A 15,638-nucleotide genomic window follows, 5' to 3' on the forward strand; every position below is an offset into this window, starting at 1 on the left:
TTTGAAATCAACCACCCAACTATGACCAGCCCAACAGCAAGCAGAGATGTCAGTCCATCCAATCCGTCTTGGCAAATTCAAGTCCGACAACTTCCCCTGTGGGTTCGTAGGTGCGGGGCTTGGGCTGTAGAAGTTTCATTAGTCGTCGCCAGTGGAGCCGTCCCCTATGGTATTGGTGCCTTGTCTAACCGCACTCCAGAGGTTCCTCTCAGTCCCGTTCTTCGGACAACAGGCCAAGTCATCGGCGCAACGCTCGGTTTACCTGTCCGCGATCGCAATCCCCAAGTGAGTCCTTTAACCAATCTGTTTTGGTGGGGAGCGTTGTTGACTCCCACGTTAGTCGGAGGATGGCAGGTTTATCTATTGGCGACACGGGGACAAACTCTGCCCAAACGTTGGTTTGCAGTACAAGTGATTCAGACTAATTCTGTCGCCCCTCCTGGCTTGCTGCGTGCTTTCTATCGCGAAAGTGTAGGGCGTTGGGGAATTCCGGTGGGAATTGCTTATATTATTTGGCGAGTCACGGGTGCTTTTCCCAATTTGATTATCCTCACGGGTTTATCGGGTTTGATGATTTTAGCTGATGGGTTAATCGCCAGACGGTTTCAAGGTCGTACCGGACATGATCTTTGGGCGGGAACTCGGGTGCGAGAGGTGCAACTACCGACGAATAATCCCTTTACCAGCTACGACTGGAGTAGTGAACAAGAAGCAGTCCGGGCGATTGTCTTCCGCTCTGAACAAGGCAAAATTGCCCTCAATCTTTGGGCTTGGATGCGCCAACATCCTGGCATTACTTTATTAACCGTCAGTGGCGCGAGTATGGCCGCTGTATTGGGGACGTTTGTGGGAACTCAGGTTTATATTCAAAATCAAGCCAATCGTCGAGAATTTCAACACCAAGATAATGAAGTTTTTCTAGCGTTGGTGAGTAAATTATCGCCCAGTGCGCCCACAGATCCGGCTCAACGTCGAGGGGCAATTTTAGCCTTGGGAACGTTGAATGATTATCGGGCAATTCCGTTATTAGTGGATTATTTGGGACAAGAAAGCAACCCGTTATTATTAGATTCTGCTCAACAAGCGCTCGTCAGTACCGGGCCGGTTGCATTGCCCTATTTACGACAGTTAAATCAAGCTTTAAAAAATGATCTTGACTCGATGCAATTTGGGGCAAATGCTAAAGATAAACAGTTAGTGGCTCAACGTCTACAAGCCACCCAAAGAGCGATCGCCAAAATTCTCACCGTTCACGAAGGGAATATTCACAATGTTGATCTCAGTCGTATTGATCTCGGTCAATCGATGACACCTCCCACTCAATTTACATTAATTTTGGATCAAATTGATCTATCGGGGTTTAATTTTAGAAGTAGTATTCTCACCAATGCTAGTTTTAAAAATAGCAGCTTTTACGGGCCGGGAGAAGATGGTCGTTATGAAACGTTTGATGATTGGGTTTCTGACTTGAGTGGGGCGGATTTAACTGAAGTGAACTTCACAGGTGCTTTTCTTAGTCATATTAATATGAGACGGGCTAATCTCCTGAGAGCAACGTTAAATAAAGCGGATTTATCCGAGGCGGATTTAACCGGAACAAACTTCAGCAGTGCTAAATTAATTGGAGCCAATTTAGAGCAAGCCAAGCTGAATAATGCTAAATTTACAGGGACAGATTTAGCCAATGCCAATCTCTCTGAGGCGAATCTCAAAAATGCTCGTCTCAATGAAATGAATGCTCAAGGGGCTGTGTTTATTGAGGCGGATTTAGAAAATAGTCAGTTACAAAATGCTGATCTTTCCGGAGCGGATTTAAAGGGAGCAAATTTAAGGAATGCTGACTTAAGTTCGACGTTATTAACTGGCGCGAATTTTAGAAATGCTAACCTCAAAAATGCCAATTTACAAAATGCTGACTTAACTTTAGTCAGTTTGAGAGGGGCAAATTTAAGAGGGGTAGATTTTCAAGATGCTGTCTTTTTTGTGAATCAAATAGAGGAGAATAATCAAGATTCAATTATTGAACCTGTGGGAATTGATAATCAATCAAACCGCATGAGAGGAGTTAATTTTTCTCGGAGTAAAAATCTGAGTTCAGAACAAATTAGTTATCTCTGTAATCAAGGCGCTATTCATCCCGACTGTAAAAAATAAATAGAATCTCCACCCCTCTCATTTTAGCCCCTAAATCCCCCTAAATCCCCCGATCTTCGGGGGATTTTTAGTTATTTATAACATCTGTAGCATTCTTTTTTAAATTTCATATTAACTGTCAATTTCTTCTAAAGCAAAAATATTTCGCTACAGTAAATATAACAACCAGTTTACCGCAAAAGCCAAGAATAAGTAAGATTTGAGATTGGGCGGTAACAATGGAGAAAACACAGGAGAAAAATCATGGCAAATACAATTGCAACACCCAACGCTCCCTACAACACGAATTTACAAGCATTAATTGAATATCCCGAAAAAGGAATTTTAAGCAAGGTTATTCTCAAAGATGAAAACTGTCAATACACCCTGTTTTGTTTGGCAAAAGGGACTGATATTGAAGAACATACTTCGGCTCGTAATGCAACAGTAATGGTGTTTGAGGGAGCTGGAAAATTAACCCTAAATGGAGAAGAAATCCCGTTAACTCCTGGTGTTTTCGTGTTTATGCCTGCTCATGCTCCCCATGCGTTAAAAGCCGAAGAAAATCTAGCTTTTGTTCTTACCCTTTCTGAACAGCCTCAAGTCAAAAAGTTTGTTAGTCCCGAAACAATTGAACTAATTAAATCTACCGCTCCTTTATTAAAAAAACAAGGTCAGCAGATTACAAGCCGGATGTATGAAATCATGTTTAAAAATCATCCCGAAGTCAAAGAACAGTTCAATATGAATGACCAAAAAGATGGTTCTCAACCCGCTCGATTAGCTACCGCAATTTACAGTTCTGCAACTCACATTGATGATTTAGAAGCCTTAAAATCAATGGTTGAAAAAGTCGCTCATCGTCATGTTGAAACCCATGTTCAACCCGAACAGTATTCTATGGTTGGTGAGAGTTTGTTAGAGGCAATGAAAGATGTTTTGGGTGAAGTTGCAACAGATGAAGTCATGGCAGCTTGGAAAGAAGCTTATCAACTTTTAGCAGAAGTGTTCATCAAGCGAGAACATCAAATCTATGAACAAGAAACCTAAGAGACTAAAAGTTTAGAATATTTTTCTATCGTTTTTAGCCGACGAACAAATTGCAAATTTAAGACTGCTAATACTAAGCTTTGGCTGACAAAAACCCACAAGATAGAAGCTAAATCCACTTGTCGGAATCCTGCAAAAAAGAGTACAGTGAATAGAAAAGGTAGGGGTTGTTGATGAGGATAAATTTCCAAAAGACTAAAGACAATTTGGGGTAAAATAATCATAGTGCTGAGAATGCCAGTTGTCCATAATGCTCGTCTTTTGGTTTTCATTAATAACATTAGTTGAGCTAAACTGGCAAAGAGTAGAATGAAACTGGCATTCAAAAACAATCCGAACAACAGTATATCTTTGGCTGGAAAAGAATTAATAGTCAAAAGTGTGACAACACCAATCGGAACTGAAACAATGAGCAGGTTAATAGCAATAGCGATAATCGCCGGACTTTTTTCGCCCCAAACTAAATCTGAGATTAAATCGGTTTTCTGAGTCAATTTTACTGAGTCTCGTATCCAGTCTTTAAGGGTTAAACGATGGGGAGAAAGGACAGCAATTAACCCAAAAAAGAACAAGAAATTTTGAGCAAGTAAGTCTTGATAATTGGCTAATCCAAAGTTTTGTATTGAGAACCCTAGACAAAGAAGAGTAAAGCAGGCTGTGATTACATAACTTTGCCGTTTGCTAATTATTGTGGAAATTGGATTATGAAAAAGACGCTGAATTCCTTGGAAAGTGAGTCGAGTCCAAACAACATAGTTAACGATATAAAACAAGCTTAAATTCAAAGCATTTGCACCGATGGGGAGATAAAACCAACGCAGTTTGTGTAGTCCTGTGATGTAATATTGAACGTTTCTATCAAAAATATGTTGTTGAGGATATTCAGGTAAAAAATAAGGCAACAGGGGAGAAGGAGAAAAGAGTTTAATGGCATCCCATCCATTATTGAGAGTGGGCGTAGTCGGAAACATTACCAGAAAAACAAATAAACAAAACAGCACAAATGCACTTGCTAACCAAGGCTTTAATCCGACTATATTGCCCTTGATTAACCCAAAAAAAATGGCTAAACTTAACACAAAAACGCATCTAAAAATTAGGATAACATCAAATCCTAATATATCTATAAAACTAAAATTACTAAGCAATCCAGAGCAAAACTGTAAGGGTAGGGCTAAAGCAATTGCCAGATATAAAAGGCAGGGAACACCCAACAATTTTCCGATAAAAATATGAGTCGCAGACTGAGGAGTGAGTCGAATAAAATCTAGGGTTCCTCGTCGTTCTTCTTCATCTAAATCGCTAACTAATATAAAGGTTCCAATAGCTAAAGTAGCCGACATTGCACCTAAACTCAGAACCAGAAAAATATCAAACCACTCATACTTTAAACCGTGAACAGCCCCAATTTGAGCAAGGAGAGAAAGAGCAACGACAGCGATGATATTACGAGATTTCAGACGACCTTTAAGTTCTCGTAAAAGTTGAGGATTGAATTCTCTAAAGGGTTTAAATACAGTTTGAGTCATGGTTTATTTCTCCAATGAATGAAGGGCAGGTCAGAAAACCCACCCCGTTTGTTTATTTAAGCACTTAATAAAGCTTTAGAAGTTGATTCACCTGCTTTTTTAAGTTGTTGAGTAAGCCTTAAGTTTAATAAAACTGTAACCATCAATTGACTAATAATAGCAGTCAAAACCAATGGAATTGTTGCATATTCAACAGCGGTAAAAGACAAAGAAGAAAGTAAAAATACAAATGGTTCTTTGCTGGGTTCTAGTCCTAGAAAAGCCAAAACTATTAAAGGTAAAATGAGTACAGCCCCAACCATTCCAACTGCCCAAAACCCTCGTTTGGGAGTTCTCATTAAAAGTACCAATTGAGCTAAACTTGCACACAGCCAAATTAAACTTACATTTAACAGCAAAGCGGTGAGTATTTGCAAGCGTTCATCGGGTAAACCAACCCATAACATTGTCAGTCCAAATAAAGTCATTACAATCACTAGATTAAGACCAATTGCAACAACCGCAGGACTTCGTTCTCTTTGGATTAAATCAGATAAGAGATTTGTTTTTCCGTTGACTCGTTCCCGGCGATATCGCGCCCAATCTTGTAATGTTTGCCGTTGCGGAGACAAAGCCGCAATCAATACAAAAAATAGAAGGAAATTAAACACAAAAGCAACGATAATAGAAGACTGAGTTTTAAGTTCAAAATCTTGGATTAAAAACCCTAAATTCATCACCGTTAAACACCCAGTAATCCAATAACTTTGTTGTTTACTGAAAAGAGTAGCATCAGGATTATAAAAGCACCGTTTGAGTCCTTGCCAAATCCCAAATGTCCACAAACAAAAATTGAACAGGGAGAATAACAGAATCAACATTCCTGATGTTCCTAAAGGCAGTTCAAACCATTTAAAGACTTGAATACTCTCCTGATTAAACGGGAAATATAAGTAGGATGAACCTGTACTATAAATTAAGTAGCGCAGAAAAAAAGACGGACAAAATAAGTTTAGCCAATCACTACCATCCTGATAGATAGGTTTACTATTAGCAAGCATCAAGAATATGAAAATTGAACCACTCCCTAACCAAGCTTGAAAGCCATTCTGTCCAGCAGTTATCAATCCAAATAGGAGTGATAAACTATAGAAAAAGGCACAACTTGCAACTACAACTGCATAGAAACTAAAAATTTCTAGTATGGGAATTCCGGCTGATATTCCTGACCCAATATGATAGGGAATGAATAACGCAACGACTACATAGAGTAAACTGGGTACACCTAATATTTTCCCAACAAAAACACTTTTATAAGTCTGAGGAGAAAGCCGAATAAAGTTGAGAGTTCCTCGTCGTTGTTCTGTTGCTAAATCATTGATGAGCATATAGCTTCCGATGACAATTAATGCAAAGAAACCAAATACACTCAACATCATAAAAATTTCAGTCCAGTAGTCACGCCACCATAACGAAGAATTAATGGCATCAGGCGGACAGTTAGCATTCATTAATTGACTGAGTTCAGACAGCTTGACTTCTAACGCCTCACGGTTAATAGAAAGATCATTGGTGGGTGAAGAATAGAGTTGATTTTGAATCTGTGTGTATTGTTGATTATACTGTTCATAAGTTTCTTTTAGATTGCAATACCGACTACTTAGGCTAATCACATTCATGCTGAATTCTCGGCTCAAAAAGGAAAAATAAACACACAATTGAGCCAAGAGAGAAACACCAGTTGCCAGAGTTAAATTACGTCGATTAAACCGTCCTTTGATTTCTCGAAAGAGTTGGGGATTAAGTTCCCAAACTTGATTCAACTGATGAATTTTCATGTTCATGTTCCTTTTTCGGATAATGAGTTAGTCGATTCTTAAGGCTATGAAGCTTGCTTATGTTCCAGCTTGAGAAAAATCGATTCTAGACTTTCTTGAGTCGGAGCAAATTCAGTAATTGCAATATTTTCAGTCATTAACTTACGCAACAGTTTAGCACAATCGCGTTGAGAACCCGAAAACTGAACTCGCACTTTTTGAGTCTGAGGAATAATTTCCCATCCTTCAACTTGAGGATAATTTTTTAACTGTTCAATTAACCCTTCAAGCTTACCCCAAACCCCGATCAAAATATATTGATGGCTCAATCTTTGATATAATTCTTGTAGAGATGCACTTTCAACTAAATAGCCCAATTCCATGATGCCAATTGAGGTACAAAAATCCTCTAAGTCACTCAATACATGAGAGGAAATAATAATTGTCATTCCGGCTTCATGTAAGCTTTTAATAATATCCCGAAACTGCATCCTAGCAATAGGATCTAACCCCGAAACAGGTTCATCTAGTAATAGCACTAACGGTTCGTGAATAATTGTTCGCGCTAAACTGAGACGCTGTTTCATTCCTCTCGATAAAGTCGAAATCTGACTTTTGCGTTTATTCGTGAGTTGTACCAGTTCTAACACATCATACAAACGCCGCGATCGCTTTGGTTCCCGTAAATAATAAAGTCGGGCAAAATAATCTAAATAATCCCAAACTGTGAGATCATTATAGAGAGGAAAATCATCCGGTAAATAGCCCAAACGTTGTTTAAGACTTGAATTGGTATGATCGCGTTTTAAACGTTCACCGTGGATGTAAATCTCGCCTGTGGTGGCTTCTTCTGCCGTGGCTAACATTCGCAATAAGGTTGTTTTGCCCGCACCATTTGGCCCAATTAATCCGTAAACTTCACCCACTCTCACTTGTAAATCCAAGTCACTCACCGCCAGATGACGGTCAAATTGTTTAGTCAGTCCGCGTGTTTCAATTGCTAGTTCTGTCATATCATCTTCAAGCGTTGAGTCAATTGTTGATCTGAATCCAGCCTAGCCTCTCTCTACAGGATTCGTCATCAGGTTTACGGAAGAAGAAATAAAAAGCTTAAAATATCAGAAATTAATTAAATTAAAGCCGGCAGGGAAAGACTTCATGCTTCTGCCGACTATTGAAAAAATATTTTATAACTGTTTTAACTCAAAAACGATGAACTAAAACAGCACTCTGTAGCCTATTTTAGACTCCCGCTAAAACCTTTTCAAAATCAGGAATATTAACCCAAGTTCCCGTCTCACTTGACTCGTGAGTTAAATCCATTAACAACTGTGAATAAACGCCCTCACGCATTGAGGGAACCAAAGATTTTCCTTGTTCAATTCCGTTGACCCATTGATTAACAACCCGCACAAAGGGCGCTATTCTTCCATCAGGATAAACACGCGGAAACTGTAACTGTTCAGGAATAGAAATCTCTGCTAACGCCTCTCCGTTTTTACTTCCCCACAACTTAAAACCATGTACATAATCCTGTTGATTATCACTTCCTAAAATCAGCGTTCCTTCACTGCCATAAACTTCTACCCAATGTCCGCGTCCTTGATACGTTACCGAACTCAAACTCACCTGACAAGGCGTTCCGTCGGCTAATTCTAAAATTAAACTACAGGTATCATCTGCATCTACAAGCTTTAATTTTCCGCCCTCTGAGGGGTCAGGACGAGACGGAATAGAGGTGCTTAATACACTACACATTCGATTAACTTTTCCAAACAACCAATCAATATAATCAAACGCATGAGAACCAATCGCCCCAAGCGCCCCACCCCCTTTTTCTTTTTGGGCGTACCAATTCCAACCCCGTTCAGGATTTGCCCGACTTGAAACTAACCAATCAATTTTAATTAACCGTTTTTCACCCACATAATTTTGACTCAAAAGTTCAGCCAAATACTGCCAAGTGGGAACAAATCTAAACTCAAAATCTAACGTCGTTACACAGTTATTTCGTTGGGCTAATTGATAGAGTTTTTGGGCTTCATTCACATTCAACGTTGTCGGTTTTTCTAACAGTAAATGCTTCTTCGCTTGTAAAACAATCTTCGCCATCTCATAATGCAAGAAAGGCGGTGTCGAAATCGCTACACCTGTGACATCGGGTAAAGCAACAATCTCCTCAACTGAACTAGCCGCATGGGGAATATTATGACTCGATGCCATCGCTTTCGCTTTTTCAATATCCCGATGATAAACCGCCACAACTTCTGTACGTGGATGTTCTTGAAGTCCAGGAATATGAACCTTTTTTCCGAACCCTGTACCGATGACTGCAATTCCAATTTTATTTGTCATTATTCAACTCTAATTTGTTAGTTTTATCGTTTAATCTAGGGATTTATTACTTATTTTTTGCTCGATTTTCAATCCATTCAATCACCTGTTTTCCTAAATTAACATGATCGAATAAATCTATCTCCCGAATTCCAGTTGGACTGGTCACATTGACCTCCGTTAAATAACCGCCAATCACATCAATTCCGACAAAATATAATCCATCTTCTTTTAATTTTGGCGCCAATTGCAGACAAATATCTCGTTCCCGATCCGTAATTTCTGCTGGCGCCACTCGTCCACCCACTGCCATATTTCCGCGAAATTCTTTCCCCGTCGGAATCCGATTGATCGCCCCTATCGGTTCACCGTCTAACAAAATAATCCGTTTATCGCCTTCTTTGGCGGCAGGTAAAAAAGTCTGTACCATCACCGGTTCTTTACCTTGTTTAGTGCTAATTTCAATTAAAGAATTAAAATTGCGATCGCCTGCTTCCAAAAATAAAATTCCTTCCCCTGCTTTTCCGCCCAAAGGCTTCAAAACTCCCGCACCTTGTTTCTCAACAAACTCCCGAATCACCTGTTTATTTTGACTGACAATAGTTTCTGGAATCGCTTCAGTAAATTGTAAAGCATACATCTTCTCATTCGCCGCCCGTAACCCGTGAGGTGAATTAATCACCAAAGTTTTTGTGGAGTCAATATAATCAAGAATATAAGTTGCATATAAATAAGGAACCGTCACAGGCGGATCAGTCCGAATAAACACCGCATCCATTTCTTCTAAAGCGAGTAACTGTGGCTGATCCAACGAAAACCAAAGTTCAGCCGAAATCCAGCGATCGCCTTCTCGTTTCACCGGAGTCAGACGAACCGGAATTAAAGTCGCCCAGGCTTTCCCTTGCGTCACCGTTAGTTGGGGCATCTGGGTGATCCAGACTTCGTGACCCAAGGCTTGGGCGGCTTCCATAATCGCCACACTACTGTCGTGGCCAGGGTTCAGCTTTTCGATCGGGTCAATGATGAATGCAAATTTCATCGATGTTAGGGGTATTGGTGAAGGAGCAACTCTCAAGTAGCATTTTTTATCCTACCGCGATCGTTGACACCTTCCAACAATTCCTACCCCTGAACCCCCTCAACTAAGCTAACAATGGATCAAGCTTTCCTTGGGCATCTAACGCATGAATATCGTCACAACCGCCCAGATGTTGATCGTTGATAAAAATTTGCGGGACGGAACGGCCACCATTTGCGCGTTGGGCCATTTTGTCTCGCGCTTCTTCATCCCCATCAATGACGTACTCGGTGAAGTCTACACCTTTCTTTTTGAGGAGTGATTTCGCCCGTATACAAAAAGGACAGGTACTCCAAGTATAAATTTCGACTTGAGCGGCCATAATATTATGAGTCAGTGAGTAACGTTTTCTAATTTTAACTGATGGTGGGGGTTTGGGGGAGGAACCATAAGTCCCACGCCATAATTTTTGATTTGGCGTTGGGACGGGGCGTATAAACTGCGCGGGAAACCCACGCAGACAGCCCCTCATCCATGGACATCCCCCAAGGAAATTTTATCGGTCAATCCAGATGAAATTTACAAACAATCCGGAATAATCCTACTAGGAATGTATATAATAGTAAGAGCAGGTGATAAACAATGCGACATCAAGCCGTCAAAGTTAGACTGTATCCGACAACTGAACAGCAAGAGATACTAGCTCAACACTTTGGTTGCGCTCGTTGGTGGTGGAATCGTGCGCTCAATCTGTGCATTGAAACTTACCAGGCGACGGGCAAAAGCTTGAGTCAGTCCGCATTGAACAAATTTTTGCCTAAGCTCAAAAAACAGGAGGATACTGAATGGCTATCTGAATGTTATTCTCAGGTATTACAAGCAACAACATTAAATCTAGTAACTGCTTATCGAAACTTCTTTGAACGTCGGGCGAAATATCCTAGGTTTAAAGCCAAGAAAAACAAGCAATCTATTCAGTATCCCCAGTCGGTTAAGGTTGTTGATGGTTGCCTAAAGTTTCCGGGTCGCGTTGGTGTAGTCAAAGCTAAAATACACCGACCAATTGAGGAAACAATCAAGACAGTAACGATTAGCATGATGCCATCGGGTAAGTATTTTGCCTCTGTACTAATGGAGTTAGAAGGAGATAAACCACCGACTAATACTGATGGTAAAGTAGCAGGAATTGACTTAGGGTTAAAGGATTTCGCTATTGTCAATGATGGGGTCAAGACCTCTAAATACGCTAATCCCAGGCATTTAGCCAAACCTGAGCGCAATCTCAAGAGAAAGCAACGAAAATTAGCTAGAAAGGAGAAGGGAAGCAAGTCAAGAGATAAAGCCAGAAAACTGGTAGCTAGGGTTCACGAACGAGTTAGGAATGTCCGTCAAGACTACTTACATAAGCTATCCAGAAAGCTAGTTGACGAAAACCAAGTCATAGTAGTCGAAAGTCTGAATACCAAGGGCATGGTTCGTAACCATAAACTAGCCAAAGCAATCTCTGATGTAGGCTGGGGAATGTTCGTCAATTTCTTATCTTACAAGCTGGAAAAAGAGGGTAAAGTATTGGTAGAGATTGATAGATGGTTTCCCAGTTCAAAACTCTGCTCAAACTGTCATTATCAAGTAAGTGAGATGCCGCTAGAGGTTAGGTCTTGGACTTGCCCTAGTTGTGGCATTCACCACGATAGAGACGGCAACGCCTCAGCAAATATCAGAGCAGAAGGCATCAGGATTTTATCGGTCTTGGGAACCAGGACTGCTGCTGGTGGAGGGGATGTGAGTCCGAAGCTTGGGCGCAAGTCTAAGCTGACGCAATCCCCTGTGAAATCAGAAGCCCACGCTATACCCGACAGGGTTAGCGATGGGTAGTTCACTACCAATAGTAGTTAGATTCAACTCATCTTCAGTGTTAGGTTTTGAGGATTGGCAGATTGACGGATCAGAAAAACGATTTTCTTTGTTCCCGATTTACTGTTAAATAACTTGACGATCATTGACAGGTTGAACAGGTCTAGCATTTTCATTATAAAGAGACTGAAATTGCTTAATTTGTTCGTCAGAAACTTCAATCGGTTTTTCAAACACTATCCAGTTTACCCCTTCACTACAGGGCGGTGTCGTTAACGAACCCTTGTAATTGTAATACACTTGATTTTCCGGCGGTAATGCACTAGCATTAATCGCGACTCCACTCACCGGATTTTCTCGGGTTTCTTCCGGTACATGAGGCCATAAACTAGAAATAAATCGATTTTCCGTTCCTTCTTCTATCAAAATTCCAATGACTGCTAATTCACCATCCGAACTTTGATGAACCAGATGAACTTCCATCGGATAGGTTTTTCCATTTAACTGATGTTCACTGGGCGTATGAAAGTGAAATTGCTTCAATTCATACTGTTTGTTATCAACTTTTATGGTACTTCCAGGTTCATACTCGATCTGAATGGTATTACCGGTGTTAACCACTCTTAGCGGCGTATAATCGTAACTAAATTCTATTTTTGGTTTCGGTGTTAAAGCTTCGGTGTCAATATTAACTGGAGATTGTTGCAGTCCGGTTTCACAGAGGGCAAATTCTTCATTTAAAGCCGCCCAATTTTCTGGCCCAATTTCACCCCGATAGCCCCATTCACCTGTTTCGGGCTGAGTTGTTGAACAAGCGACGGGAATAATTAGCACCGTCACAATAAAGATGATCAAGTACCTCATCCAACTTTTAATTCTATTCATTGGAGGTTATTGTTTAGTAAAGTTCGTATTTCAGCAAAGTACAAGCAATCGTCCCGTTATAAACAGGTATTCGTTGCGCGGTTCTCAGTCCAACTTGTTTAGAGAGTGCTTTATTTCCAGTTAGAATAAATGCAGTCCACCCCTGAAAACGTTGCTTAAAAATATCTCCAAGCTGTTGATAGAGACTTCCTAACTGTTTCACATCTCCTAGTCGTTCTCCGTATGGAGGATTACAGATAATTATACCGTGATCAGCCGGAGGTTCAAGGTGAAATAACGTTGCTTGAGTTAAACGAATTTGATCTTCAACCCCGCACTGGTGAGCATTATAACGGGCTTGAGCTAACATTTCCCCCTCGCGATCGCATCCGGTAATAATAGTATTTAACTCTGATAATTGACTATCTTCGGCTTCTTGATACAACGAGTCCCATAAGTCCCCATCAAAATCTTGCCATCTCATAAACCCAAACGTCTCTCGAAACAGTCCGGGTGCAACGTTCAACCCCTTCAAAGCTGCTTCTAGAGGGAGGGTTCCAGAACCACACATCGGGTCTAAAAACGGCAGATTTGGCTGCCATTGCGCCATCTCCAGCAACGCTGCGGCTAGAGTTTCTTTTAGGGGCGCTTTCCCCATCGCTGGCCGATATCCCCGTCGATGTAAACTATTTCCAGAACTATCTAAACTCAGAATTCCCCGATCTTGATCAATGTGAAGATTAATGATCACATCAGGATCTTCAGTATCAATACTCGAACGTTCGCCCCACTGTTGACGTTGCTGATCAACTATTGCATTTTTGACCTGTAACGCACTAAAATGAGTGTGATTCAAAGCGCGATTTCGACCTGTACAGTGAACGGCAAATGTATCATCGGGTTGAATATACTGTTCCCAGGAAAGGCTTTGAACTGCTTGATAGAGTTGTTTGGCATCGCCACAAGCAAAGTGATGAATCGGAACCAACACCCGAAAAATCGTTCTAGACCAAAGATTCACCCGATAGAGAAGTTCACGATCCCCTTCAAAGTGTACCCCAGTAAAGTCTGGACGAATCGCCTTTGCACCTAAGCGTTCCAACTCTTGAGCTGCGATCAACTCTAAACTCCGGGCGACTTTGGCAAAATATTGGCTCATCCAATAGACGAACTTAAAACTTTAGATAGATTTAGAAATTTAGGATGCACTGTTAAACTATAAACCCAGATTGACTTACAAAACACTCGGCTTTAAAAACATACATGAGATAAAACTAAAGCGGCCAGACATTCCGACCGCATCGAAAATCCTCACACCACACACACAGGAATGACATACAAATTTAACAGAGACGTCATTTACTTTTTTCAGGAAGGACACCGGCGACTGGCCGTGTTTCGTCTCGGTGTCCTAACTGGTTCGCTCCTCACACGCTTGTAACTGTATCCAAACCATTATCCTTTTGTCAATACTCTCATCAGGATTTTTTTGGGCAAGATCCTAAAATCCTTATATCATCACTGTTGTAGTTGCAGGGAAACTCTCAGTTAAAGATTGACTCCGCCTCGGAAGTGGGACAACAGACAGCCATTTCCCCTGAAGTCCACAACAAATTGTATAGGTAGGGAGGTGGGGAGGTGGGGAGATGGGGAGATGGGGAGATGGGGAGATGGGGAGATGGGGAGATGGGGAGATGGGGAGATGGGGAATGGCTATCCCGTTGGGGGAGATCTTATAGCACTACGCATTATGGTTAGGACATTAGTAAAAGCTGAAAGTTGAGGCAGTGCGGTCTTGGGGTCACGCCTGCGTGGAGCGCGAAGTCCGTTGCGGGGGTTCCCCCCGTTGTAGGAACTTCGTAATCTTAGCAACTGCCGTGGCGGTGTCGGTTTCTGTCCCGCCTAACTTTTTAAGAAGCTGAAAATCTTTTCTAGTCTCACTTTTGCCAGATGAGCTGTTGCCTATTGCGAGAGCGCTTCGCGCTATACCTTCTGCCTTTTGCCTAAATTATTCTGCCTTCATTCAATTAAAACGGCGTATAAGTAATTGAGAAATAAACCCCGGCTTCTTGTAAAGAATTTTCGTCTCGATCATCAACTTCATTGAACGGAATTCCATAATCAATTCGAGCGTTAAACCGTTCTCCTAAACGCAATTGTAAACCCAATCCAATCCCGGCAATCGTATCATTTTCTTGGCTATCTTCTTCCTCAACATTCCAGCCTCGACCCAAATCAAAAAACGGCACAATTTGCAATACATTTCCTTCGCCAAAACGAGCGACTGGAAACAAAGCTTCAGCAGAGAAAAACACACCATTATCCGTTAATAAAACATCCTGACGATAGCCTCGCACACTCTGATAACCCCCTAAAGGAAACTGTTCTAACGGCACCAACGCTCTAGTCGATAATTGTATATCTGATCGCACCACCAACAACAGATCGGGCGCTAATAATCGCACATATTGACCTTGACCTCGCCAAGTAAAAAATCGACTATCGGGCGGTTCATTATTAATTGTCGCATCAAATGCACCCACACCTAAACTAAACTGTGATCGCCCAGCCAAAACCGATCTTGAAGTTCTTCGAGTGTATTCTTGAAACACACGAATTGCCGAAATTTTGGTGCTTCCATCTTCTTCAGCACCCACAGAAAGAGGTTCTTCTTCTCCTAAAATAGTGGTTTGGCTATTTTCCCGAGAAAGGGTTAATCCCACCGCAATATCTTGAGTCGGAGTTTGATAAATCGGTTGACGAATCGTTAACCCAAAGCGATCAGAATCTCCGGTGATATTCAGGCGATCAAATGGTTCTTCAATAACTTCCGAATCTGTGCCATAATAATCAAAACGAATTGTACCATTGCGGGCATTAATTGGAAAAGTGTAGTTGATATCATAGCGATCGCTACCATCGGTATTCGTATAAGCAGTATTAATGCGATCGCCAAATCCCAATAAATTAGCTTCTGTAACACTCAAACCTCGACGAAAACTTCCCACACTCGGAATCCGACCATTATCAGCAATTAGTTGTAAACTAAAGGTATCTGCG

General features: G+C 41.2%; 11 protein-coding genes and 2 pseudogenes. 4 read left to right on the forward strand and 9 right to left on the reverse strand.

Going from position 1 to position 15,638, the window contains the following annotated elements; translation table 11 throughout:
* Positions 1-21 precede the first annotated feature (21 nt).
* The 3 genes and pseudogenes from M595_RS17355 to M595_RS33090 form a co-directional block, all read left to right on the forward strand.
* Entirely contained in the window at positions 22-2,154 is a 2,133-nt protein-coding gene (locus tag M595_RS17355; RefSeq protein ID WP_023067633.1) for a pentapeptide repeat-containing protein, read from the forward strand.
* A gap of 243 nt (positions 2,155-2,397) precedes the next feature.
* A pseudogene (locus M595_RS33085) lies at positions 2,398-2,724 on the forward strand (cupin domain-containing protein); the annotation flags it as partial.
* A gap of 111 nt (positions 2,725-2,835) precedes the next feature.
* Positions 2,836-3,183, forward strand: a pseudogene (locus M595_RS33090) (globin domain-containing protein); the annotation flags it as partial.
* Here the strand turns inward: M595_RS33090 and M595_RS17365 are convergent.
* From M595_RS17365 to grxC, 6 genes are all read right to left on the reverse strand, one after another.
* Positions 3,180-4,712: a hypothetical protein gene (locus tag M595_RS17365; RefSeq protein ID WP_023067666.1), complete on the reverse strand. Its 1,533-nt coding sequence runs from the start codon at positions 4,710-4,712 to the stop codon at positions 3,180-3,182. The pseudogene M595_RS33090 and the gene M595_RS17365 overlap by 4 nt on opposite strands.
* A gap of 56 nt (positions 4,713-4,768) precedes the next feature.
* Positions 4,769-6,535 (reverse strand): ABC transporter permease, encoded by a 1,767-nt coding sequence (locus tag M595_RS17370; protein WP_152983591.1) that lies wholly within the window; start codon positions 6,533-6,535, stop codon positions 4,769-4,771.
* Positions 6,536-6,573: 38 nt separating this feature from the next.
* Positions 6,574-7,521 carry an ABC transporter ATP-binding protein gene (locus M595_RS17375; protein ID WP_023067655.1) on the reverse strand — a complete coding sequence of 316 codons (948 nt, stop codon included), beginning with the start codon at positions 7,519-7,521 and terminating at the stop codon, positions 6,574-6,576.
* Positions 7,522-7,750: 229 nt separating this feature from the next.
* Positions 7,751-8,863 (reverse strand): Gfo/Idh/MocA family protein, encoded by a 1,113-nt coding sequence (locus M595_RS17380; protein WP_023067660.1) that lies wholly within the window; start codon positions 8,861-8,863, stop codon positions 7,751-7,753.
* A gap of 46 nt (positions 8,864-8,909) precedes the next feature.
* Positions 8,910-9,881: a glutathione synthase gene (gene gshB, locus M595_RS17385; protein ID WP_040484270.1), complete on the reverse strand. Its 972-nt coding sequence runs from the start codon at positions 9,879-9,881 to the stop codon at positions 8,910-8,912.
* Between the two features lie 103 nt (positions 9,882-9,984).
* Positions 9,985-10,242, reverse strand: coding sequence for a glutaredoxin 3 (grxC, locus tag M595_RS17390; protein WP_023067629.1), 258 nt, complete (start codon positions 10,240-10,242; stop codon positions 9,985-9,987).
* A 260-nt stretch (positions 10,243-10,502) separates the two neighbouring features.
* Between grxC and M595_RS17395 the strand changes: the two genes are divergently transcribed.
* Positions 10,503-11,735: an RNA-guided endonuclease InsQ/TnpB family protein gene (locus tag M595_RS17395; RefSeq protein ID WP_023067644.1), complete on the forward strand. Its 1,233-nt coding sequence runs from the start codon at positions 10,503-10,505 to the stop codon at positions 11,733-11,735.
* 105 nt (positions 11,736-11,840) lie between these two features.
* On the opposite strand, the gene M595_RS17400 is transcribed toward M595_RS17395, so the two are convergent.
* The 3 genes from M595_RS17400 to M595_RS17410 form a co-directional block, all read right to left on the reverse strand.
* Positions 11,841-12,599, reverse strand: coding sequence for a carbonic anhydrase (locus M595_RS17400; RefSeq protein WP_040484271.1), 759 nt, complete (start codon positions 12,597-12,599; stop codon positions 11,841-11,843).
* Positions 12,600-12,612: 13 nt separating this feature from the next.
* Positions 12,613-13,737, reverse strand: a complete 1,125-nt coding sequence (locus tag M595_RS17405) for a THUMP domain-containing class I SAM-dependent RNA methyltransferase (protein ID WP_023067662.1) — start codon at positions 13,735-13,737, stop codon at positions 12,613-12,615.
* Positions 13,738-14,605: 868 nt separating this feature from the next.
* Positions 14,606-15,638 (reverse strand): ShlB/FhaC/HecB family hemolysin secretion/activation protein (locus M595_RS17410; protein ID WP_023067652.1); only part of this gene is annotated, 1,033 nt, incomplete at its 5' end.

Origin of the sequence: Lyngbya aestuarii BL J (genome assembly GCF_000478195.2) — a bacterium.
Taxonomy (GTDB): domain Bacteria; phylum Cyanobacteriota; class Cyanobacteriia; order Cyanobacteriales; family Microcoleaceae; genus Capilliphycus; species Capilliphycus aestuarii.

Bases quoted from the DNA above. Each gene is read 5' to 3' on its own strand.
- M595_RS17400 (WP_040484271.1), bottom strand. From the start codon at position 12,599: ATGAATAGAATTAAAAGTTGGATGAGGTACTTGATCATCTTTATTGTG.
- M595_RS17370 (WP_152983591.1), bottom strand. From the start codon at position 6,535: ATGAACATGAAAATTCATCAGTTGAATCAAGTTTGGGAACTTAATCCC.
- M595_RS17395 (WP_023067644.1), top strand. From the start codon at position 10,503: ATGCGACATCAAGCCGTCAAAGTTAGACTGTATCCGACAACTGAACAG.
- M595_RS17375 (WP_023067655.1), bottom strand. From the start codon at position 7,521: ATGACAGAACTAGCAATTGAAACACGCGGACTGACTAAACAATTTGAC.
- M595_RS17355 (WP_023067633.1), top strand. From the start codon at position 22: ATGACCAGCCCAACAGCAAGCAGAGATGTCAGTCCATCCAATCCGTCT.
- grxC (WP_023067629.1), bottom strand. From the start codon at position 10,242: ATGGCCGCTCAAGTCGAAATTTATACTTGGAGTACCTGTCCTTTTTGT.
- M595_RS17405 (WP_023067662.1), bottom strand. From the start codon at position 13,737: ATGAGCCAATATTTTGCCAAAGTCGCCCGGAGTTTAGAGTTGATCGCA.
- gshB (WP_040484270.1), bottom strand. From the start codon at position 9,881: ATGAAATTTGCATTCATCATTGACCCGATCGAAAAGCTGAACCCTGGC.
- M595_RS17380 (WP_023067660.1), bottom strand. From the start codon at position 8,863: ATGACAAATAAAATTGGAATTGCAGTCATCGGTACAGGGTTCGGAAAA.
- M595_RS17365 (WP_023067666.1), bottom strand. From the start codon at position 4,712: ATGACTCAAACTGTATTTAAACCCTTTAGAGAATTCAATCCTCAACTT.